Source organism: Leptotrichia sp. HSP-342, assembly GCF_041199995.1.
In the GTDB taxonomy this organism is placed as follows: Bacteria; Fusobacteriota; Fusobacteriia; order Fusobacteriales; family Leptotrichiaceae; genus Leptotrichia; species Leptotrichia mesophila.
The window spans coordinates 1,635,436-1,657,423 of record NZ_CP165646.1 but is presented as its reverse complement, the minus strand read 5'-3'; the positions used below and the strand labels follow the sequence as shown (position 1 = coordinate 1,657,423).

General features: G+C 30.8%; 20 protein-coding genes and 2 pseudogenes. 21 read left to right on the top strand and 1 reads right to left on the bottom strand.

Going from position 1 to position 21,988, the window contains the following annotated elements:
- Nucleotides 1-19 precede the first annotated feature (19 nt).
- The 8 genes and pseudogenes from rnc (at nt 20) to AB8B23_RS08460 (ending at nt 8,393) form a co-directional block, all read left to right on the top strand.
- Entirely contained in the window at nt 20-733 is a 714-nt protein-coding gene (gene rnc, locus AB8B23_RS08495; protein ID WP_369712384.1) for a ribonuclease III, read from the top strand.
- Nucleotides 734-762: 29 nt separating this feature from the next.
- The gene (coaD, locus tag AB8B23_RS08490; RefSeq protein ID WP_021743988.1) at nt 763-1,266 is read left to right on the top strand and encodes a pantetheine-phosphate adenylyltransferase; all 504 of its coding nucleotides are present in this window, start codon (nt 763-765) and stop codon (nt 1,264-1,266) included.
- A gap of 96 nt (nt 1,267-1,362) precedes the next feature.
- Nucleotides 1,363-2,721: a DNA repair protein RadA gene (gene radA / locus AB8B23_RS08485; RefSeq protein ID WP_369712383.1), complete on the top strand. Its 1,359-nt coding sequence runs from the start codon at nt 1,363-1,365 to the stop codon at nt 2,719-2,721.
- Between the two features lie 34 nt (nt 2,722-2,755).
- The gene (gene disA, locus AB8B23_RS08480) at nt 2,756-3,829 is read left to right on the top strand and encodes a DNA integrity scanning diadenylate cyclase DisA (RefSeq protein WP_039901215.1); all 1,074 of its coding nucleotides are present in this window, start codon (nt 2,756-2,758) and stop codon (nt 3,827-3,829) included.
- Between the two features lie 59 nt (nt 3,830-3,888).
- Entirely contained in the window at nt 3,889-4,797 is a 909-nt protein-coding gene (locus tag AB8B23_RS08475; RefSeq protein WP_021743985.1) for a DUF1385 domain-containing protein, read from the top strand.
- Between the two features lie 224 nt (nt 4,798-5,021).
- A complete protein-coding gene (locus AB8B23_RS08470) occupies nt 5,022-6,926 on the top strand; it encodes a S8 family serine peptidase (RefSeq protein ID WP_369712382.1) in 1,905 nt (634 codons plus the stop codon).
- 66 nt (nt 6,927-6,992) lie between these two features.
- Nucleotides 6,993-7,921, top strand: a pseudogene (locus AB8B23_RS08465) (IS30 family transposase).
- A 73-nt stretch (nt 7,922-7,994) separates the two neighbouring features.
- Complete coding sequence (locus AB8B23_RS08460) at nt 7,995-8,393, top strand: hypothetical protein (protein WP_369712381.1); 399 nt, start codon at nt 7,995-7,997, stop codon at nt 8,391-8,393.
- A gap of 87 nt (nt 8,394-8,480) precedes the next feature.
- Here the strand turns inward: AB8B23_RS08460 and AB8B23_RS08455 are convergent, their stop codons facing one another.
- Nucleotides 8,481-9,212: a hypothetical protein gene (locus AB8B23_RS08455; RefSeq protein ID WP_369712380.1), complete on the bottom strand. Its 732-nt coding sequence runs from the start codon at nt 9,210-9,212 to the stop codon at nt 8,481-8,483.
- Nucleotides 9,213-9,470: 258 nt separating this feature from the next.
- On the opposite strand from AB8B23_RS08455, the pseudogene AB8B23_RS08450 reads away from it, so the two are divergent.
- From AB8B23_RS08450 to AB8B23_RS08390, 13 genes and pseudogenes are all read left to right on the top strand, one after another.
- A pseudogene (locus tag AB8B23_RS08450) lies at nt 9,471-10,376 on the top strand (AAA family ATPase); the annotation flags it as partial.
- A gap of 63 nt (nt 10,377-10,439) precedes the next feature.
- Nucleotides 10,440-11,240 carry a PD-(D/E)XK nuclease domain-containing protein gene (locus AB8B23_RS08445; protein WP_369713925.1) on the top strand — a complete coding sequence of 267 codons (801 nt, stop codon included), beginning with the start codon at nt 10,440-10,442 and terminating at the stop codon, nt 11,238-11,240.
- 242 nt (nt 11,241-11,482) lie between these two features.
- The gene (locus tag AB8B23_RS08440; protein WP_369712379.1) at nt 11,483-12,232 is read left to right on the top strand and encodes a class I SAM-dependent methyltransferase; all 750 of its coding nucleotides are present in this window, start codon (nt 11,483-11,485) and stop codon (nt 12,230-12,232) included.
- A 168-nt stretch (nt 12,233-12,400) separates the two neighbouring features.
- Complete coding sequence (locus tag AB8B23_RS08435; RefSeq protein WP_369712378.1) at nt 12,401-12,655, top strand: hypothetical protein; 255 nt, start codon at nt 12,401-12,403, stop codon at nt 12,653-12,655.
- Between the two features lie 256 nt (nt 12,656-12,911).
- Nucleotides 12,912-14,252, top strand: coding sequence for an exodeoxyribonuclease VII large subunit (gene xseA, locus AB8B23_RS08430; RefSeq protein WP_369712377.1), 1,341 nt, complete (start codon nt 12,912-12,914; stop codon nt 14,250-14,252).
- A gap of 40 nt (nt 14,253-14,292) precedes the next feature.
- Nucleotides 14,293-14,778 carry a deoxycytidylate deaminase gene (locus tag AB8B23_RS08425; RefSeq protein WP_369712376.1) on the top strand — a complete coding sequence of 162 codons (486 nt, stop codon included), beginning with the start codon at nt 14,293-14,295 and terminating at the stop codon, nt 14,776-14,778.
- Between the two features lie 111 nt (nt 14,779-14,889).
- Entirely contained in the window at nt 14,890-15,432 is a 543-nt protein-coding gene (locus AB8B23_RS08420; RefSeq protein ID WP_369712375.1) for an ECF-type riboflavin transporter substrate-binding protein, read from the top strand.
- Between the two features lie 150 nt (nt 15,433-15,582).
- Nucleotides 15,583-17,295 carry an ABC transporter ATP-binding protein gene (locus AB8B23_RS08415; protein WP_369712374.1) on the top strand — a complete coding sequence of 571 codons (1,713 nt, stop codon included), beginning with the start codon at nt 15,583-15,585 and terminating at the stop codon, nt 17,293-17,295.
- Nucleotides 17,296-18,132, top strand: a complete 837-nt coding sequence (locus AB8B23_RS08410; RefSeq protein WP_369712373.1) for an energy-coupling factor transporter transmembrane component T family protein — start codon at nt 17,296-17,298, stop codon at nt 18,130-18,132.
- 55 nt (nt 18,133-18,187) lie between these two features.
- Nucleotides 18,188-18,859, top strand: a complete 672-nt coding sequence (locus tag AB8B23_RS08405; protein ID WP_369712372.1) for a uracil-DNA glycosylase — start codon at nt 18,188-18,190, stop codon at nt 18,857-18,859.
- Nucleotides 18,860-19,001: 142 nt separating this feature from the next.
- Complete coding sequence (locus AB8B23_RS08400; protein WP_369712371.1) at nt 19,002-19,571, top strand: GNAT family N-acetyltransferase; 570 nt, start codon at nt 19,002-19,004, stop codon at nt 19,569-19,571.
- Nucleotides 19,572-20,092: 521 nt separating this feature from the next.
- Nucleotides 20,093-21,226, top strand: coding sequence for a trans-sulfuration enzyme family protein (locus AB8B23_RS08395; protein WP_369712370.1), 1,134 nt, complete (start codon nt 20,093-20,095; stop codon nt 21,224-21,226).
- An 18-nt stretch (nt 21,227-21,244) separates the two neighbouring features.
- Complete coding sequence (locus AB8B23_RS08390; protein ID WP_369712369.1) at nt 21,245-21,931, top strand: thermonuclease family protein; 687 nt, start codon at nt 21,245-21,247, stop codon at nt 21,929-21,931.
- Nucleotides 21,932-21,988 lie beyond the last annotated feature (57 nt).

The window sequence follows — 21,988 nt, the reverse complement described above, 5'->3', positions numbered from 1 at the left end:
ATAAAAGGAGGGGAGACGGATGGAAATAAATAGGAATAGAAACGCTGATGAATTAATGAAAAAAATAGGATACGAATTTAAAAATAAGGAGTATTTGGAAGAAGCGTTAACACATAGATCGTATTCCAATGAAACTGAGAAGGATAGAAGATTTAATAATGAAAAGCTCGAATTTTTAGGAGATGCGATTTTAAATCTTATAACAACAGAGTATATTTATGAACTTTATGAAAAAAAGACAGAAGGAGAGCTTGCAAAGCTTAAAAGTCAGATTATAAGTGAACCTGTGTTTTCAACTATTGCGAGTGAGCTTGAGCTAGGAGAGTATTTATACTTGAGTAATGGTGAAATTATGTCTGGCGGAAGACACAGAAGATCTATTCTAGGGGATGCTTTTGAAGCTTTGATTGGTGCGATTTTTAAGGATTCCGATTATTATACTGCGAAAAATATTGCATTAAGATTTTTACTTGGGAAAATAAACAAACTTGAAGAAATAGAAGGAACCGGAGACTATAAAACAGTTTTGCAGGAATTTGTACAAGGAAAGTACAGAAAAATGCCTGAATATAATTTGATTAAAACTAGTGGACCTGACCATGACAAAGTTTTTGAAATGTCTGTAAGCTGGAATGATAAAATTCATGGTATAGGAATAGGAAAAAGTAAAAAAGAGGCAGAAAAACATGCTGCAAGAGAAGCTCTCGAAAGATTAAAAAAATCAGAAAAGTAAAAAAATGCAATCAAAAATAGGAGAACAGGATGGGAAAAGTAGCGTTATATCCAGGAAGTTTTGATCCAATAACGAAGGGGCACATTGATATTATAAAGCGTTCTTCAAATTTATTTGACAAGTTAATAATAGGAATTTTTAAAAATTCTACAAAATCAAAGGCTTGGTTTTCTGATGAAGAAAAAGTTGAAATGATACAGGAAATCTTGAAAAAAGAGAATATTAATGCTGAAATAAAAATTTTTAAGGGATTATTAGTCGATTTTATGTACAAAGAAAATGTAAATATTCTGATAAGAGGACTACGAGCATTGTCAGACTATGAGTACGAGCTACAGTTTACTTTGACAAATAAAACACTTGCAAAAAGCGAATTTGAAACAATATTTTTGACAGCTTCAAGAGAATATTTATATTTGAGTTCGAGCCTTGTAAAAGAAGTAGCATTAAACAAGGGGAATTTGAGCTTTTTTGTGACAGAAAATGTAGAAAAACATTTGGATAAGAAGGTTAAGGAACTGGAACAGCATTAAAATCATTATTTCAAAGTTAATAAAAAGAGAAAAAACATAATTTTGTTAAAAAAATTTGATAAGATAAAAACGTAAAAAATAAAAGGGGAACTTAAAATGGCTGTAAAAAAGGAGAAAACAAAATATATATGTTCAGAGTGTGGCTATAATTCATTAAAATGGCTTGGAAAATGTCCTAACTGTGATTCATGGGGAACATTCGAAGAGGAAATTGATATAAAAAGTACGTTTCGGAATGTGGAATCAAAGGAAGTTTCGATAAGCAAGATAACAGAAATTGAAATAGAGAAAGAATTTCGGATGGTAACGCCTTTTGAGGAATTTGATAGAGTACTGGGAGGCGGGCTAATAAAGGGAGAAGTTGTGCTGATTACAGGAAGTCCTGGAATCGGAAAATCAACTTTTTTGCTTCAATTATCACAGGAATATGCAAAAATTGGAAATGTATTCTATGTTTCTGGGGAAGAATCGCCACGACAAATAAAGCAGCGTGCAGAACGTGTCAATGTAAAAAGTGAAAATTTGTATATTTTGAATGACACAAATATTGAAAAAATTGAAAGTGTAATTTTGAAGGATAAGCCAAAAGTTGTTGTAATTGATTCGATTCAGACACTTTATTCAGAAAATGTTAATTCCATTCCTGGAAGTGTAACTCAAATTCGTGAAACAACTTTAAAAATCATTGAAATTGCTAAAAAAAACGAAATTGCATTTTATATTGTGGGACATGTTACAAAGGATGGGAAACTAGCGGGACCAAAACTATTGGAACATATGGTAGATGCAGTATTGCAGATTGAAGGGGAAGAAAATAATTACTACAGAATTATCCGTTCAATAAAGAATCGTTATGGATCTACAAATGAAATTTCAATTTTTGATATGAAAGAAAATGGAATTAGTGAAGTAAAAAATCCGTCTGAATTTTTTATAAGTGATAGAGATGAAAAAAATATTGGAAGTATTATTGTACCAATTTTTGAAGGAAGCCGTGTGTTCTTATTTGAAGTGCAGTCGTTGCTAGGAACTCCGAATTTTGGAATGCCAAGAAGAACAGTTGAGGGATATGACAAAACTCGTGTAGAGATATTGAGTGCAGTGTTATCACGTTCCTTAAAGGTGGATGTAAATTCAAAAGATATTTATATAAATATTCCAGGCGGAATTGATTTGAATGATAGAAGTTCTGATTTGGCAGTGGTTTTTTCGCTTTTATCCTCAGTAAAGGGCGTGCCGATAAGCCAGAAAATAGCGGCTATTGGTGAATTAGGATTACGGGGAGAGGTAAGAAAGGTTTCATTTATTAAAAATAGAGTGAATGAACTAGAAAAAATGGGATTTTCAGGAGTGTATCTTCCAAAAAGCCATAAGGCAGACTTTGAGAAGGAAAAAACCAAAATAAAACTTAATTATATAAGTAATATAAGTGAACTTGTTGAGAGGATAAGATAAGCCGAAAAGAGTAAAAAGGCGAAAGGATATGAAAATGGTAAAAAAGGTAGTTAATAAGAAGAAAATATTGGAGCATATATTTGATAGGGTAGCACCAGGAACAGCTTTAAGAGAAGCGATAGACAAGATTCAGGAAGCAAAGTTAGGAGCACTGATTGTACTAGGAAATCCTGGTGATTTGAAAGATGTAATGGGAGGTGGATTTGAGCTTAATACTGTATATTCGCCACAAAAAGTTTATGAACTGTCCAAAATGGATGGTGGAATTATTTTGTCAGAGGATATAAAAACAATTTATGGAGCAAATATCCAATTACAACCAAATTATTCCATAGAAACAGATGAAAGTGGAACAAGACATCAGGCAGCACACAGAATTGCTCAACAAAAAGGAAATTTAGTTGTTGCAGTTTCCGAGAGAAGAAATAAAATAACAGTGTATTATGGTAAATTTAGATATTTACTAAATGAAATTGGAGATTTACTGACAAAATCTTCACAGGCGATAACAGCCCTTGAAAAATATTCTCTTGCGATTGAAAAAAATCATGTGAATTTGTCAATTCTTGAGTTTGACAACATGGTAACACTTTATGATATTGTAGAATGTGTGAGAATGTATGGGCTGCTTTTCAGAATGTCGGAAGAATTGATTGAATACATGGCAGAGCTTGGAAGCGAAGGGCGGCTTATAAAAATTCAGTATGAAGAAATAATGTTAAATAAAAACGAAAGTTTTGATGCTCTTATAAAGGACTATAAAATAAGTGAGGAAACAGCAGAAAAAATTGGTTTAAGAGTGAAATCCTTAACAAAAGAGGAATTGCTGGATGATGAAAAAATCGTGTGTTTACTTGGATTTGATACAAATATTATAAATTTTGATGAAAAGATAGAGCCACGTGGTTATGGACTTTTGAGCAATATAACAAAAATAAGTAAAAAGGATAGAGAAATTCTTGTAAAGGAATTTTCAAATGTTCATTCAATCTTGATGTCAACAGCTTCAGATATTGCTAAAATAAAAGGAGTTAGTAAATACAAGGCTGAACACATTAATAAATCACTAAAACGTATAAAAAATAGAACTGTAATTGACAGGGAATAAAATATTAATCGAAACTAAGAAAAATTATAAAAACATAAAAATTAAGAAAGTAGGTAAAAATGAAAGATAAAAGAGTAACTGTTGGAGGACAGGCTGTTGTGGAAGGGGTTATGATGAGAGGACCTAAAGCAATTGCAACAGCTGTTCGTAAGCAGGATGGAAGTATTGTTTATAAAAAAATAACACTTACCGAGAAAAATAATAAATGGTTAAAAGTGCCTTTCGTTAGGGGAGTTATAGCACTTTATGATGCAATGGTAGTTGGGACGAAAGAGCTTATTTTTGCATCAAATCAAGCTGGACTGGAAGAGGAGAAATTGACGGATAAACAGGTTGGTTTTACTGTTATGACATCGGTTTTATTAGGAATCGCCGTGTTTATGTGGTTGCCATCTGCTGTTGGAGGCTTTTTCTTTAAAGACAATGTTTTAAAAGCCAATATTGTTGAGGCTGTTATAAAATTGATACTTTTCTTGGGATATATTTACGGAATTTCATTTTTGAAGGATATACAGCGAGTTTTTGAATATCATGGAGCAGAACATAAAAGTATTATGAATTATGAAATGGAAAAGGAATTAACACCAAAAAATGCAAAAGAATGTACAAGATTTCATCCAAGATGTGGTACAAGCTTTCTTTTACTTGTAATGTTTATAAGTATTTTAGTATTTTCGACAGTTGATTTATTTTTTAAAGTTCCAACTGGACATTTTACGATGCTTCTTTATAAATTAGTAACAAGAATACTGTTTGTACCATTTGTTGCTGGACTTTCTTACGAAATACAGCGTTGGACAAGTTATCATTTGGATAATGTTTTTGCAAAAATAATAGCTGTTCCAGGAATGTGGCTACAAAAAATTACTACAAGCGAACCTGATGAAAGTCAGCTGGAAGTGGCTATTGTGGCACTAAATGTGGCATTGGGGAATGAAGTAACGAATGCTACAGAAGTTTTTGAATAGAAATTTGGATAAGGCTGGATTTTCCAGTCTTTTTGTATACATTAAATTTACTTGTTAATTTTATAAACATAAAATTAGAAAGAAAAGGTTGCAAGAAGTTAATAACAACAGTATTCGTATAGAAGGAATCAGAAATTGAGAAAGATTGAAGTTAAAGAATACTATATTAATGAGAGTTTATAAACTTTATAAATTCTGTAAAAATAAATTTTAAGGAGATAACATTGAACAGGAAAACAATCGCAAGTTTAACTATCTTGATTGCTTCATTAAATGTTAAAGCTGCTAAACTTGTGTTTACTTTAGAGAAAACACCAACATATAATAAAACAGATAAAAAATTTATAAAATATGTAAAATACAAAAATCAGGCTGTGGAATATAGCGATGGGATTGGAATAACAGATGGAACATTGGATTTTGAAAATCTTGAAATGTATGCAGGATATAAAGAAAAGCCTAAATTATGGGTATATGACGGATGGAAAACTAATAGTTATGTAAAAAGTTCGGAGTATAGCGGTGGGCATCTTGTGGAAGTTTACAGGGCATTTTCACTTGGAGCTGGAGGGATGGGGAAATACAAAGACAATGTTTATTCTACTGTGCTTATTGCCGAATCTCCTTTGCTGCCTAAGGGTCTTTTTTCTTCTTCTTATACGATACAGGATGATTATAAGCATTATCTTGGGAAAAATTCGATTTATTTTGGGAATGTGATAAATGAAATCGCTGTAGGAGATGTGGCTTCCCCTAGATTTTATTCAGGCAAGACAACTGATAATATTTGGTTAATTTTTCAGTCTATGGGAAATCCAGTTCGAGCAAACAGTAAAGACTGGATTGTAAAAAATACAGATGGAAGTTTGATAAACACAGTTATTCCAACATTTGAAACAATTCATTTTGGAATGTTTGGGGAAGAGATTCAGAAACTAATGCGTTCAGAGAAAGTCAGGGTTGGTCAGTATGCCTGCAGTAGAGATGAATATCAGAATAGTTTGAAAGATGTAACTTCCTTAATTACAGAGTTAATAAGAAAAAACGTAAGAACTGATACAGCAGCAGGGCTTGGAGGAGTAATGGATAATGGTAAAAAAGAAGAATTGCGCTGTGTATTTCCTGCAGCAAAAGAAGACAGTATTGTATACCCGCTTTATTCAAGGGCAAATTCTGTGTATGAAAATGGGCAGGTTATGAGGTTTCAAAAGGGAAATAAACTTAAAATGGATGACGGAAGTATAATTCCTGACTGGACAATAGTGAGTGGAACTTCCTATTCATCGCCAAGAATTACTGGGGGAGCTAGACAAGTAGCGGAACTTTTCCCAGGGATTACTTATCATGAGGTAAAACAGTTTATATTTACCACAGCTTCGAGGGAAAATGATAACCTTGACAATATTCTTGGATGGGGGATTGCTGACATTGGAAAGGCTAAAAGAGGGATTGGTTCACTTAATGCAGGACTTGTGGAGGAACAGAAATTTTTTACGGGGATGTACGACAGAGTGAAAGGCAAGGATGGGATGCCATTCTTCTGGGCAGAAATTCAGGAGGGCAAGGAATGGAACTGGGATAATGATATTCAAGGCTCAATGACTAAAAAGCCTCAAGGGAAAACCTGTTATAATATGCTTGTTGATACTGTGGATAAAAATACTGGATATACAAATGCTACTGGTGAAAAAAATGCTATAATTGAAAATATGTGCATTCAGAATTTTATCCCAAGTGAAAAGAATTTTTATAAAGATATTAATGACATTGAAACATTGACAGGACTTAGGAAAGCAGGAAAAGGGAGACTTAATATATTTGGAAAGGTTGAGATTGATGGAGTTATACAGGTGTTGGAGGGAGAAATGAGTATATACAGCGATGTGAATACAGAAATTGAAGTTTATGAAAACTCTAAAATCCTTGTAAATTCTGATAAAAATAGAAAAATTAATATCAAAAAAATAGCAGTTTTAGGAGGAAATATTGATTTAAAAGGAAATGTGAATATTGGAGAAATGTATTTGGAAAATGGAGAATTAAAAAATATTAGTGCTGAGGATAATGTTATAGTGAGGAAATTATATCATAGATTGTATAATATATTGCGACAAACTAAAAAAATATAAAAACTCATGATAATTTCGTGTTAAAATGTTAGTAACGACAAAAACATTAACGAAAGGAAATATATCATGAGCCATAAATATTTTACCATAAATGAAAGAAATAAACTAGAGGTCCTGCTAAAAGAAAATTACAGAATTTCTAAAATTGCTGAAATTCTTAACAGGCACAGGGCTACCATTTACCGTGAAATCAAAAGAATTAATGGCGAATACTCTTCTGAGAATGCTCAGGCAGATGCCAGTACAAAAGCTGCTAATAAAGGAAGAAGCTCAAAAATTACTCCTGAATTGAAAAACCTGATAGAGGACAGGCTCTACAAAACCTGGTCCCCTGAACAAATTGCTGGCAGGGAACTAAAGGGGAGACTGTCATTTAAAACTATCTATAACTGGCTGTACAGTAATTTTCTGGATGTTTCCCTGAATGTCTTGAGAAGAAAGGGGAGGAGAGCGAAAACTAAGGAGACAAGAGGAAAATTCAATATTGGGAAGTCAATTGGCGACAGACCGGAAGAAGTCAGGAAAAAGAAGTTTTTGGGCATTGGGAGCTGGACTCGGTAGTTTCAGCAAGAGGAGAAAGCAAAGCCTGCTTTGCGACATTTGTGGAATTGAAGACAAGATTTTATGTGGCAATAAAGATGAAAGATAGAGGTAAAAGTTCAATGCTGGAAGCAATAAAACGGCTGACAGCCGGTATTCCAAAAGGAGCATTCAAGACTTTCACATCAGACAGGGGCAAGGAATTTTCGTGCTGGGAAGAGGTGGAGAAGATGGGAATAGATTTCTATTTTGCAGACCCTTACTGCTCATGGCAGAGAGGCTGCAATGAAAACAGCAACGGTCTTCTAAGAGAATTTTACCCAAAGAAGACCGACATATCAAAAATAGACACAGAAGACTTGATAAGAACCTTAATGCTGATAAATTCGAGACCAAGAAAATGTTTAAACTATGCAACGCCATTTGAAAAATTTTTACACGAAATTAGTTTTTAAAAAAAATTTGGTAAAATGTCGCAATTAATATTGCAATTTATGATATGTAAAAAATCGTAAGCAAATAGAAAAATTGAAAAAATACTTGGATAGTAACAAATTGTTTACTGTTAGAGAATTTGGAGTGGATAGCAAAAATTATGAAAATGTTGTTATAAATCCTGATAAAACAATGGATATTCCAAGAGAATACTTTATGTCAAATTTTGGAAATGAAATAACAGGATATACGGCTAATTCTGAAATTTATGACAAGCTAGTTAAAAAATATGAGAGAATAGACGGAATGCCTGAGAATATTAAGGAAATTGTACCAGGATATTCCAAGGGGATTTTTAGGCTGGATGTGGATTCTGATACGGATTCTTTCAGTAAAGAAGATTTTGTTAATGGAACTGGAAATTATATCAAAAATGCACAGGAAATGGTAAAAACTTTGAATGAGAAGTATTATTTTATAAGGCAGGACTAGTTTACAATTTTTTTATATTTATTAATGTGTTTAAGCAAGGGCATTCAAAAGAATGCCCTTTATAAATATTATATTAAGTAAGTAATATTATTTTTTTAATTTATCAACTTCTTCAATCAGCCTATCTGAATTTATATAGGAATCATCTTTTTTATCACTGTCTTTAATAGCCCCAAGATATGTTTCCACGTATTCTTCTCCTAGAATGCCATCAAGCAGTTGATACAAGATTTCTCTTTTTCTGTTTGCAGGTATTTTTTCATATCCTTTCATATAAACTGAAATGTTTAATCTTTTCTCTTTTTTACTGTCTATTTTAAAATAAAGGTCGTCAGAAGACATATCTATTCCACTTGACATTTTTATTCTAACTTTCTTCATTCGCTGTTTAAAAGGTTTTACAATCCATTTTTCCATTTTTGGTGCATTTGCGGCTAATTTTCTTACAGCGGGAAATAAGTCAACAAGACCATTTGCTGTTATTATTAATTCTCGTTTTCCATTTTTTGGAACAGCTGATATTTCAACTCCCAAAGCTTCATTTATAACACTTAATCTTATATGAATCTGTCGCCAGATTTTCTGTTGCTCATCCTTTGAGAGTTTATCGAAATTATAAATTTTCTCTTCATTTTCCTTGAAATAATCCCAAAAGAATTTACTCTTGCTTTCAAAGGCTTCTATTTTTACATCTTCATTTTTAGTTATTTCCTGCTGATTTTCAGTAACATTTTTTTGTTCAATTTTTTCTTTATTGTTTTTATCTTTTTGACAGCTTAGTATTGCTAAAGCCAGTAAAAATAAAATATTTTTTTTCATAAAAATTCTCCTTTTTTTATAGTAAGATTAATTTAAAATTTATGATTATATATTCTAAATTTTGGATTTGATACCTTTTAAAAGAGTTCAAATTATAATTATTTTATCGTAAAATCATTTTAAAATCAAATTTGCCCTAATTATATGAAAATTTTTCAAAAATTAGAATAAAAAAATTAAATAAATGTATTTGACTTTTAGCAAAAATATAAATATAATGTGAGTAATAATAAATAAAAAGAGAGGAATTGAGGGAATATGATTAAAAAGGGAAAAAATGAGAAAGTGGAAAAAAAGAAAAATTTGCCAGTTGGAATTGATAATTTTGAAGTGATGATACAAAATAATTACTATTATTTTGATAAAACTGGGCTGATTAAAGAAATTCTGGAAAGTGGAACGACAAGAATTCTGTTTACAAGACCACGTTGATTTGGAAAATCGCTAAATATGTCGATGTTAAAATATTTTTTTGATGTGAAGAATAAAGATGAAAATAAAAAACTTTTCGAAAATCTAGAAATTTCTAAAAGTGAATATTTTGATAGACAAGGGCAGAATCCAGTTATTTTTATCAGTTTTAAGGATTTTGAGGAAACAAACTGGAAAAATGGTTTTAACAGTATAAAAGAGGAAATAAAATCCTTGTACAATGAATTCAGATTTTTGCGGGAAAAACTAGAAAAAAGCGATTTAATGGATTTTGATAATATATGGCTAAAAAAAAAGGAAGGCAATTACAGCCGTGCTTTGTCAAACTTATCAAGATATTTATTTGAATACTATGGCAAGAAAGTTATTTTATTAATTGATGAATACGATAAACCAATAATAAAAGCACATGCTAATGGGTATTATAATGATGTGATAAATTTTTTCAAGACTTTCTTTGAAAAGGCAGTAAAAGGAAATGATTATGCAGAAATCACAGTAATAACAGGAATTTTAAGGATTGCTAAGGAAGGAATTTTTTCTGGACTTAATAATTTGGAAGTTCATACCATATTAGAAAAAAAATATAATGAATATTTTGGAATCTTGGAAAATGATGTTGAAAAAGCTCTGAAATATTATAATTTAGACATTGAACTGGATGAAGTAAAAAAATGGTATAATGGTTATTTATTTGGAGATATAAAGGTATACAATCCGTGGTCAATTATTAATTTTTTGAAATACAGGGATTTAAAAGCCCATTGGGTAAATACTTCAAGTAATGATGAAATTATGAACTATTTGGAAAATTCAGACGAGAAAATTATTTTTGAACTGGAGGAATTGCTTAGCCATAAGAGCATAAGAAAGGAAATTTACGATTTTGTGACGTTTCAGGATATAGATTATGCCTTGAACTTGAATAAAAATAATTACGGATTTGAAGTTAGGGAAAATGGGAAAAATTATGAAATTGAACGGGATTATTTTGTGAATGATTTTGGGTATGCGAATATTTGGCAGTTTTTCCTTCACAGTGGATATTTAACCATCGAAAAGAAGCTTGAAAGAAACGTTTACGACTTGGAAATTCCAAATGAGGAACTGTTTGATTTTTTCAGAATCAGATTTTTGTATAGGACTTATCGGGGACATTACAGATTTTATGGACTTGGAGAGCATTTGATTAATGGAAATTATGAAAAATTCAGATTGGAAATAAGGGAACTTTTAAAAAATGCGATAAGTTTTAGAGACTTGAAGGAGGAAAATTCTTATCATCTGTTTGTAATTGGGCTAGTCTCAATAATGTCAGAAAATTATTTTGTAAAATCAAATGTAGAAAGTGGAGATGGAATTCCTGATTTGGTATTGAAGCCAAAAAATAAAACTAAAAAAGTATTTATATTTGAATTTAAGTATTCAAGAGCAAAAGATAGCAAAAATTTGAAAAGAACTGCAAGAAGCGCCTTGAAGCAAATAAATGACAGGAATTATTCTGAAGGGTTAAAATATGAAGGTTATAAAGAAATTGTGAAAATTGGGATGGGATTTAGGAAAAAGGATGTGGAGGTTGTAGTAGAGGAAGAATGATTTATTATAAAAAAGAGGTTGTCTCAAAATGCTTAAAATTTTGAGTTCAGCTTTTTTGTCTAAAACTAGATATAATGAAACTACTTTAAAGTAAAACTGAGAATTTTCATTTAATTAATTTTTGTATGGAATCATCAATTCGATATTAAAGAAATTGAACTATATATAGTGTTATCTGTTTAATCAGAAAATTCATTATAAATAAATTTAGTTTGTATAATAAAAAATTGAAAGAGAGTGCTATGATGAGAAGTGATAAGGAAAAATTTCTAGAAAAAATTAAAGAAAATATTGATATTGAAAACTTAAAAGGAGATGAAAAAATATTTTCATATGTAAACAGAGACTATCTCGCAGGAGATAATAAAAAATATATGAATATGTATGATAAATTATCATTCTGGTATGATTTTGGTGAAAAATGGATAGGATTGTTCAGATATGGAAATACAGTTTCAGAAATGAGAAAAAATCTTATGAAACATCTGGAATGGAGAAATGGCATTTTTGTCTTATATGTTTCTATCGGTACGGGAAAGGATTTAAATTTCATTCCTCAAAATGTTGATTTAAAATCTTTAGACTTTACAGGTATAGACATTTCCTATGGAATGTTAAAAAAATGTCATTCTATCTGGAAAAAAAGAACAAATCTTACATTAGTAAATTGCTGTGCTGAGGATTTACCTTTTAAAGATAATGTTTTTGATATTGTTTTTCATGTGGGAGGAATTAATTTTTTTACTGATAAGGCTCTAGCTATAAAAGAAATGATTCGTGTATCAAAACCTGGTTCAAAGATAATGATTGCGGATGAAACCGAAGATTTTATTGGGTCTCAATATAAAAAAAGTATTTTTACAAAAAATTATTATAAAAATACAGATTTTGATTTAAGTGAAATTCAAAAATGTATACCTGAAAGTGTAAAAGAAAAGAAGACAGATTTTTTATGGAACAACAGATTTTATTGCATTACATTCAGAAAGTAGAGTCAAAATAGAAAAACAGCATATTCAATATCAAATTTAAGATAAGAAGACCTGTTTTTTTATATTCTTTTCATATATAGAAGGTAACCCCTCCTTTAATATCAAAAGGAAAATCCATTTTTAAAGAAAATTCTTGAAAATTCAATAGAAGAAAAAGTTTGTAAAATTTTGTATAAAGAAGAAAAGAAAGAGAAATATTATTTTGTTCAGTTTTTCAAAATATCATCTGCTTATGGACAGTGGCTCGCTTCGGGATATGATTTTGAGGATAGGGAAATTAAAAATTTTCAATGTGATAAAATTATTTATTTAACGGAAGATGATAAATTTGAATCAATTTCTTTTGAAAAGTTTGTTAATTTAAATTCAGATATGTATAAAATTCATGATTGTAATATGATAAATTTTGAGCTTGAAATATAGTTTAAGTAAAGAATTATAGTTTTGTAGTTATATATGGTAAGGTAGTTTTAAAATTGAGCTCAAAAGTTATGACTATTTTACTTAAACTTTAAATTTATATAATTTTAGTAGTTTAATTTAAAATAGATTTTAGTACATATTTATAAAAATTTTAGAAAATATTTAAATTAATTGTGTAAAAAAATTTCATTAGTTGAGAAAAGAGATGAAATATGTTATTATTAAAGAACAAAAAATGTAAGAAATGAGGGAAATTATGGAACAGACAGTATTTTCCGTAAGTGATATAAATAGGGAAGTTAAAATGTTTTTGGAGGGGACAAGTACTTTTAAGAACATTTTTATTGAAGGGGAACTTTCTAATATTACATATTATCGTTCGGGACATTTGTATTTTACGTTAAAAGATGCAAGTGCAAGTGTGAAATGTGCTATTTTTCGTTATAAATATAGAGGAGTGCCTGAAGACTTAAAGGAAGGGGATTTAGTAAAAATTCGAGGTAGCGTTACGCTTTATGAAGCAAATGGAAGTTATCAGATTGTAGCGGATTTTCTTGAAAAAAGTAATTCTCTAGGGCTACTTTATGAGAAAATGGAAATGCTTAAAAAGTTGTACTTTGAAAAAGGATATTTTTCTGATGAAATAAAAAAACGATTACCCAAGTTACCTATAAATATTGGTGTTGTAACAGCTGATACAGGAGCAGCAATCAGAGATATTATAAACACGACACACAAAAGGTTTCCAAATATCAATATTTACCTTTATCCTGCAAAAGTTCAAGGAGAAGGTGCAGCACGAGAAGTTTCGGCAGGAATTGAGTTTTTTAATAGAATGAACGAAGAAAAGTACCTTGAAATAGATACGCTTATTGTTGGACGTGGTGGAGGAAGCATTGAGGATTTGTGGGCATTTAATGAGGAAGCTGTGATAGAAGCCATTTATAAGTCTGAGATTCCTGTAATTTCAGCGGTAGGGCACGAAATTGATAATCTTCTTTCAGATTTAGTCGCTGATAGACGAGCGGCTACACCAACTCAGGCAGCAGAAATCTTGATTCCTGAAAAAGATAAATTAACAGATGAACTGGAAAGTAAAAAGAATCTTTTGAGTAAATTACTTTTAAATAAAGTTACAATGATGAAAAAAGAGCTGGAATACAGAAAAAATAACTATTACATAAAGAATTTTGCAAATATTCTGGATAACAAGAAATTTGAATTAATGGAAAAAGAACAGAAATTATCAAGGGAACTTAGAAGAATTGTACAAAAATCAAGAGAACAGCTGGATTACCGAAAACAGAGATTTGATAGAATTAATTTACAAAAAATAATTTTAAGTGAAAAAGAAAATTTAAGGAAAAAATCAGTCGAACTTAACCAAATAATACTGGAATTTTTTGAAAATCGAAAAAAGGAACTCAAATATAAAAAGGCACAGCTTTCGAAATATTCAGTAAGTGATATTTTGAAACAAGGTTATACAATAACTCGAAAAAATGGGAAGATTGTTAAGAGAGGGATTGAGCTTAGCAAGGAAGATAAGCTGGAGATAGAGTTTTCAGATGTTAAGAAGAAAGTGGTTGTTAAGTAATTGAGAAACATTGGATATTTTAGAAAGTGGGGTATGAAGAATGTCTAAAAGAGATAATTATTTATCATGGGATGAATATTTTATGGGAATTGCGTTTTTGTCTGGAATGAGAAGTAAAGATCCGTCTACACAGGTGGGAGCATGTATTATTGATGAAGATAAGAAAATAATAGGAATTGGATATAACGGGTTTCCAATGGGAAGTTCTGATGACAGTATGCCTTGGGATAAAGAAGGAGAATTTTTGGATACGAAATATCCTTATGTTGTGCATGCTGAACTGAACGCTATTCTTAATAGTATAAAATCATTGAAGAACTGTACTATTTATGTGACGCATTTTCCATGTAATGAATGTGCAAAAGCAATCGTGCAGTCAGGAATAAGAAAGGTAATATATTTTTCCGATAAACACAAGTCGCTTGATTCGACAAAGGCTTCAAAAAGGATTTTTGAAAATGCACGGGTAGAAACGAAACATCTTGAAATTGAGAAAGAAGTGATAAATATCCAGTTTAAAGATTAAATATAATTTAATAAAATTTATGAAAAAGTATTGTTATTTTTAGTTGAGAAAAAAGTAATATTAGTATATAATGTATTTAAACTTTTGAAAATTTTAAAAGAGGTGAGACTAATGGAAGCAACAGCGATTAAAAAAGTGGTAGCAATGGGAATCGGTGCAGCGATTTATATTGTATTATCAAGATTTGTAGCAATTCCGACACCAATTCCGAATACGACATTGCAAGTGACTTTTGCTTTTGTGGCGTTGATGGCATTTATATATGGGCCTGCAGTTGGTCTGGGGATTGGATTTATTGGGCATACGCTTAATGATATTTCGGGATCTGGAAATGTGTGGTTCAGCTGGGTTGCAGCGGCGGCATTTTTTGGACTGGCAACTGGATTTTTAGGAAAAATTGTTAAAATTGAGAATTTTAATGGAGCAAAAATTGTAAAATTTATAGTGGGAGAAGTAATTATAAGTTTAATAAGCTGGGTAGTTCTAGCTCCAATTATTGATATTGCAATATATAAAGAACCGCAAACAAAAGCATTTGCACAAGGAGTTACAGCGGCACTTGGAAATATGATAGTTGTAGCGATTTTAGGTACAATTTTAATATTCGCATTTTCAAAAACAATAGTAAGCAAAGGAAGCTTAAAACAGGAATAATACAAATAACCCGCATTTTTCAAAGTAGCTTAAGGTAGCTGTGAGAAGATTAGGCGGGTATTTTGTTTAATCTTTATAAAATAAAAAATTTACAATTTAGATTACTGAAATTTAAATAAAAATATATTCTTAACTCGAAAGGAGGAGAGTTTGGACGAAAATAAAAAAGTTGCTATAAATTTTGAAAATTTTACATTTAAGTATGAAAGTCAGTCGGAACCTACATTACATAATATAAATTTGAAAATTTACGAAGGGGAAAAAGTCGTTATAATAGGGTCGTCAGGTTCCGGCAAAAGTACTTTGGGACATTGTATAAATGGACTTGTGCCTTATTTTTACAAGGGAGAAATAACAGGAAAGTTTGAGATTTATGGAAAAAAGTATAAGGAAATATTTGAATATTCTAAATATGTGGGAACTGTTCTTCAGGATTCGGATGCACAGTTTGTGGGGTTTACTGTTGCAGAAGATGTAGCGTTTGCTCTGGAAAATGATGAAATAGAGACACAGATTATGAAAGAGAAGGTAAAAGAAATTGCAAAATTTGTAAAAATTGAAACATTGCTTGACTTGAAGCCGCATGATTTGTCAGGAGGACAGAAGCAGAAAGTATCACTTGCTGGAATAATGGTGGACGATACCAATATTGTTCTTTACGATGAACCACTTGCAAATCTTGACCCTTTGAGCGGAAAATATGCTATCGAACTGATAGATGAACTTCATAATAATAAAAAACTAACTACAATAATTATAGAGCATAGGCTTGAAGATGTATTACATAGGGGAATTGACAGGATTATTGTTGTGAATGAAGGCAGAATTGTTGCTGATGATACGCCAGACAATATTTTAACTGGAAATTTGCTAAGCAGTATGAACATAAGAGAGCCTTTGTATATTTCCTTGCTAAAATACAGTAATGTCAACCTTGAAAAATATAGCAGTATTTTTAATATTGAAAAGATTGATTTTTCCGAAGCAAAAGACGGTATTTTAAACTGGATAAAATATAATTCTCCAAAAGTAAGGGAAAAATCTGTAGAAACATTATTAAAACTGGAAAATATCTCATTTTCATACAATGAGAAAAGAAAAATATTAAAAAACATAGATATAGATGTAAAAAAAGGTGAAATGATAAGCATAGTTGGTTCAAATGGAGCGGGAAAATCTACGCTGTCAAAGGTTATTGCAGGATTTGAAAAGCAGGACGAAGGAAAGATTTATTATAAAAATTTGGATATAAGTGATGAAAATATAACAAAAAGAGCTGAAAAAATAGGTTTTGTGCTGCAAAATCCAAATGCAATGATTTCAAAAGTTACAGTTTTTGATGAAGTTGCATTAGGACTGAAAACTAGAGGAGTTTCAGAAGATGAAATAGAAAAAAAAGTTATTGAAATTTTAGAAATATGTAAATTAAAGCCGTTTAGGAAATGGCCTATAAAAGCACTTAGCTATGGACAGAAAAAAAGGGTTACAATAGCGTCTGTCCTTGTATTACAGCCTGAGATGATAATAGTAGATGAGCCGACAGCAGGGCAGGATTTATTTCATTACAAGGAAATAATGGAATTTTTGAAACAGCTGAATGAATTTGGGATTACAATTTTATTTATAACGCATGATATGCATTTGATGCTAGAGTATACTGACAAGGCATACGTTTTTAATGAAGGAAAAATTATAAAATCAGGAAATCCAGCACAAATTTTGGTAGATAGGAATGTGTTGGAACAGGCAAATTTGAAGGAAACTTCACTTCATTATGTGGCAGAAAAGACAGGGATAAATTCGGAAGAACTTATAAAAACGTTTGTGCATTATGAAAAAGAGCAGAAAAAGGCGGGTGATTAGATGGCAGGTACATTTTTACTGGAATATATCGAAAAAGATTCTGTGATTCATAGACTAAATGGAGCGACAAAACTGATTTGTTTCATATTATGGACTGTTGCAATTATGTTTACTTATGATACGAGACTTCTTTTAGCTTTGACATTTTTAGGATTTGTACTTTTCAGAATTTCTAAAATAAAGTTTAATGAAATAAAAATTGTATTTTATCTAATTACTATTTTTCTTGTGTTAAATTTAATTATGATTTTTTTATTTTCTCCGATTGAAGGAACAAAAATTTATGGAACAAGGCATGATATTTTCAAAATTTTTGGAAATTATGTAGTAACAAAGGAACAGCTGTTTTATGAGTTTAATATATTTATAAAGTATTTTTCGGTTATTCCTGTCGCTTTGCTGTTTATAATTACAACAAATCCAAGCGAGTTTGCGTCTTCATTAAATAGGATAGGTGTGCCGTACAAATTTTCTTATGCAGTTTCGATCGCACTTAGATATATTCCAACGGTGCAGGAAGATTTTATAACCATTAGTAAAGCACAGCAGGCAAAAGGAATAGATATTTCCAAAAATGTAAAATTAATAACAAGAATAAAAAATATATCCTATACATTAATGCCGTTAATATTTTCAAGCATTGAAAAAATAGATATTATAAGCAATGCAATGATTTTAAGAGGATTTGGAAAAAGAAAAAAGCGAACGTGGTATCAGGCAAGAAAAATGAAAATGCCAGATGTTATAGCAATCTTTGTAACAGCAATATTCGTAATTATTTCAATTGTACTTATAAAAATAAATGGTGGAAGATTCTATAATCCTTTTGTGAATTAGAAAAATTTGACTGTGAAATAAGATTTGAATTTTTAATGAGAGGAATGATGGGAAAATGGTTAATATCGGAAATGACTGGGATGAAATTTTTAAAAAAGAGAAAGAATTTGAAAAAGATTACTATTTGGATTTGAGAAAATTTTTAGTGAAAGAATATAAGACAAAAACAATTTATCCTGATAAAAATGAGATTTTTTCTGCATTTAAGCTAACTAGTTATAAGGACTGCAAAGTTGTAATTCTAGGACAGGATCCGTATCATGGCGAAAATCAGGCACATGGACTGGCATTTTCTGTAAAGCAGGGAGTTGCCTTGCCACCTTCCCTAAAAAATATTTATAAAGAAATTGAAAATGAATTTGGCTATAAAATGAGTAAAAATGGATTTCTTGAAAAATGGGCAAAACAGGGAGTATTACTTTTAAATACAGCACTTACTGTAGTTGCTGGAAATGCCAACTCACATTCAAAAATAGGCTGGGAAATTTTTACAGATAATGTAATAAAATATTTGAATGAACGTGAAGAGCCAATAATTTTCATACTTTGGGGAAATAATGCCAAAAGTAAGAAAGCCTTTATTGACACAAATAGACACTATATTCTGGAAAGTGTTCATCCAAGCCCATTATCTGCAAGCCGTGGATTTTTTGGCTGTGGACACTTTAAGAAAGCTAATGATATTTTGAAAGAGCTGGGAAAAAAAGAAATTGACTGGCAAATATAAAAAATAAAAACTATAAAATTTGAGTAACATTGCTATATGAGTTAAGTTTTCTTATATTAAAAATAGAAAGTTACTGTATCAACAAGATTCTACAGAATTTTTTAAAATTATTATTTAAATTTTATGAAAGGGAGGAGTTTTTGTGAATTTTAGAAAATCAACTTTTAATGATGTAGACGGAATTTTAGAAATCATCGAAAAAGCAAAAATTGAACTAAGGCAACTTGGTTTAGATCAATGGCAGAATGGATATCCAAATAGAGAAGTTATTGAAAATGATGTGAAAAATGGGATTAGTTATGTTTTAGAAGAAATTTCCGAAAAAAATGATAAATCCGAAAATCAGATTTCTAAAAAAATTGTCGGAACTATTGTATTGTCGCCTAAAAAAGAAATACCATATTCTAAAATTGAAGGAAAATGGATAACAAACGATGATTATATCGTAATTCACAGGCTGGCAGTTGATTCTGAAATAAAGAATAAAGGAATCGCAACAAAGATATTAGAATTTTCGGAAAAAGAATGCATAAAAAACAAAATACTCAGTATAAAAGCGGATACACATGAAAACAATGAGCCAATGAAGAAATTTCTTGAAAAAAATGGATTCAGCTATTGCGGTGTGATTTATTTAGATAGAGAGCCTGATGTTGGGGAAAAGAGAATTGCTTATGAGAAAATAATAAAAATACCACATAAATTATTTTAATTATTCAATTAAGATTTTTCTAATGTTTATGTTATAAGCTATTTTTATAAATATTTATTATTTGTTTCTTTATAATATTTTTTCATTTTTTAAACGTAAAGGGGATCAATCGCCATCCCCTTTACAATCCCCGCTTGTCTAAGTATTTTTTGGAAACAAAAATTAAACTCGCTTCACTCAGACAGTAATTTTTATTTCCAAAAAATCACGACAATTTTTAGTTTAATTGAAATAAAAATTAAGCAAAATTTCGTTAAAGGGAAAATAGCTGTTTGAGCTTTTGCAATTTATTTAAAGTTGAATACATTTATTCGTATTAAAAAAATTTATATTCAAAAGCGAGTTCTATTTTTCTTTTATAAGAAAGTTTTGCGTAAAGCGAGAGTGCAGAGGTATGGCGTCTGATACCTCTGCGTTAAAAAAGATTTGTATATATAAAATAAAAAATAAATGTTTAGAATTAGAATATTACAAAGATAAATTGCTAAAATTAAGAAAAAGAAATGGAGTGTGAGATTGTTATGAGATTTGAAACAAAAACAATACATGGAATAAGAAAAGGAAAAAAGAGAGAACTTTGGGGAACAAATGTTAATTTTGCTTCAACTTTTCCTGTTGCGGAATTCGGAGTGACGCAGGAATTTGAATATTCAAGAGTTTCGGCTCCTACGAGAAATGAGCTTGAAGAAATACTTGCCGCATTGGAAAATGGTAAATATGGATATGCCTTTTCATCGGGAATGGCGACTACAACGTCTGTATTTACAATGTTTAAAGCTGGAGATCATATTATTTTAGGTCAGGATATTTATGGTGGGACTTATAGGATTGTTCATGATATTTATTCAAAATTTGGATTGGAATACACTTTTGTCGATACAACTGACCTGGATAATATCCGAAATGCTATTAAAGAAAATACAAAGGCTATTTTTATTGAAACTCCGTCAAATCCATTGCTTGATGTTACAGATATGAGAGGAGTTGTAGAACTTGCAAAAGAGCATAATTTGATAACAATTGCAGATAATACTTTTATGACGCCGTATTTGCAAAAACCGCTTGATTTTGGGATTGATATTGTAATTCATAGTGCGACTAAATTTTTATCTGGGCATCATGATTTGCTGGCTGGAGTTGCGATTACAAATGATGAGGGACTTGCGGAAAAAATTAAATTTTCACAAGTTGCGGCTGGAGCTTTAATTTCTCCATTTGACAGCTGGCTTTTGATGAGAAGTCTTAAAACATTGAAACTTAGAGTGGAAGCGGCACAAAGGAATGCAGAAAAACTGATAGAATTTTTTCAAAGCCATGATGCAGTTGATAAAATTTACTATCCGACTTTGGATACAAATAAAGGCAAAAAAATTCATGAAAGTCAGGCAACAGGCGGAGGTTCAGTATTCTCATTTACTTTAAAGGACGATTCAAAGGTAAAAACATTTTTTGAAAGTTTGAATGTGGCACTATTTGCAGCGAGTCTTGGTGGAGCAGAAACATTAGTAACTCATCCAAGTACAATTACGCATGCCGAAATGCCTGATGAAGAAAAAGAGGCTAGAGGATTTACAAATTCATTGATAAGAATAGCTGTTGGATTTGAGAATATTGATGACTTGATTGAAGATTTTAAACAGGCGTTGGAAAAATAAAGAATAAAGGAATAACAGATGGCAACAAAAAGAAGAAAAAGAACTGGAAGAAGTTCAAAAGCTGGAAATGAAAAATTGATTGCTGCAATAATTACTGTGTTATTAGCAATATTTGGATTTGCATACAATGGAGTGAATTCAGGGTTTGGTAAAAAAAGAGCAAAAACAAGTAATTCAAAAAAAAATACAGCTTCAAGAAGCACAAATACTAATTATTCAAATAGTACACCTATTCAGAATCCAACTATTCTGAAAGGCTATCAAGCCATAAAAGTAAGTGATGGGGATACCATAAACGTTCAGAAAGTGGAAAATGGGAAATTTACTGGAGAAATTATAAAAATCAGGATGTTTGGAATTGATGCTCCTGAAAAGTCGCAGGATTATGGGAGCGAGAGTAAGCAGGCGTTGGAAAAGATGGTAAATGGAAAGACACTTGAAATTGAGGAGAAAAATAGGGATAGATATGGCAGAACGGTGGCTGTAGTCTATGCTGACGGGAAAAATGTAAATGAGGAAATGGTAAAAAATGGAAATGCGTGGTGGTATCAGGAATACGACAAAAATGATGCTAGAATGCAGGCTTACCAGGAAAATGCCAAAAAGAATAAACTTGGCCTGTTTGGAAAAAGAGGATATGTAGAGCCATGGAATTACAGAAGAGAGAAAAAGGCGGCAGCAACAGGTAGAACTAAAAGCAAATAATGAGTTGAAGTAATTTTGTTAAATGAATAAAAAGAAGTGAAATAAAGAAAAGGATGA

What these genes read in the sequence shown, in the direction of transcription:
- AB8B23_RS08425 (WP_369712376.1), top strand. Translation starts at nt 14,293, where the DNA reads ATGTCTAAAAGAGATAATTATTTATCATGGGATGAATATTTTATGGGA.
- radA (WP_369712383.1), top strand. Translation starts at nt 1,363, where the DNA reads ATGGCTGTAAAAAAGGAGAAAACAAAATATATATGTTCAGAGTGTGGC.
- AB8B23_RS08455 (WP_369712380.1), bottom strand. Translation starts at nt 9,212, where the DNA reads ATGAAAAAAAATATTTTATTTTTACTGGCTTTAGCAATACTAAGCTGT.
- coaD (WP_021743988.1), top strand. Translation starts at nt 763, where the DNA reads ATGGGAAAAGTAGCGTTATATCCAGGAAGTTTTGATCCAATAACGAAG.
- rnc (WP_369712384.1), top strand. Translation starts at nt 20, where the DNA reads ATGGAAATAAATAGGAATAGAAACGCTGATGAATTAATGAAAAAAATA.
- AB8B23_RS08445 (WP_369713925.1), top strand. Translation starts at nt 10,440, where the DNA reads ATGAACTATTTGGAAAATTCAGACGAGAAAATTATTTTTGAACTGGAG.
- AB8B23_RS08390 (WP_369712369.1), top strand. Translation starts at nt 21,245, where the DNA reads ATGGCAACAAAAAGAAGAAAAAGAACTGGAAGAAGTTCAAAAGCTGGA.
- AB8B23_RS08475 (WP_021743985.1), top strand. Translation starts at nt 3,889, where the DNA reads ATGAAAGATAAAAGAGTAACTGTTGGAGGACAGGCTGTTGTGGAAGGG.
- AB8B23_RS08440 (WP_369712379.1), top strand. Translation starts at nt 11,483, where the DNA reads ATGATGAGAAGTGATAAGGAAAAATTTCTAGAAAAAATTAAAGAAAAT.
- AB8B23_RS08395 (WP_369712370.1), top strand. Translation starts at nt 20,093, where the DNA reads ATGAGATTTGAAACAAAAACAATACATGGAATAAGAAAAGGAAAAAAG.
- AB8B23_RS08410 (WP_369712373.1), top strand. Translation starts at nt 17,296, where the DNA reads ATGGCAGGTACATTTTTACTGGAATATATCGAAAAAGATTCTGTGATT.
- AB8B23_RS08420 (WP_369712375.1), top strand. Translation starts at nt 14,890, where the DNA reads ATGGAAGCAACAGCGATTAAAAAAGTGGTAGCAATGGGAATCGGTGCA.
- disA (WP_039901215.1), top strand. Translation starts at nt 2,756, where the DNA reads ATGGTAAAAAAGGTAGTTAATAAGAAGAAAATATTGGAGCATATATTT.
- AB8B23_RS08405 (WP_369712372.1), top strand. Translation starts at nt 18,188, where the DNA reads ATGGTTAATATCGGAAATGACTGGGATGAAATTTTTAAAAAAGAGAAA.
- xseA (WP_369712377.1), top strand. Translation starts at nt 12,912, where the DNA reads ATGGAACAGACAGTATTTTCCGTAAGTGATATAAATAGGGAAGTTAAA.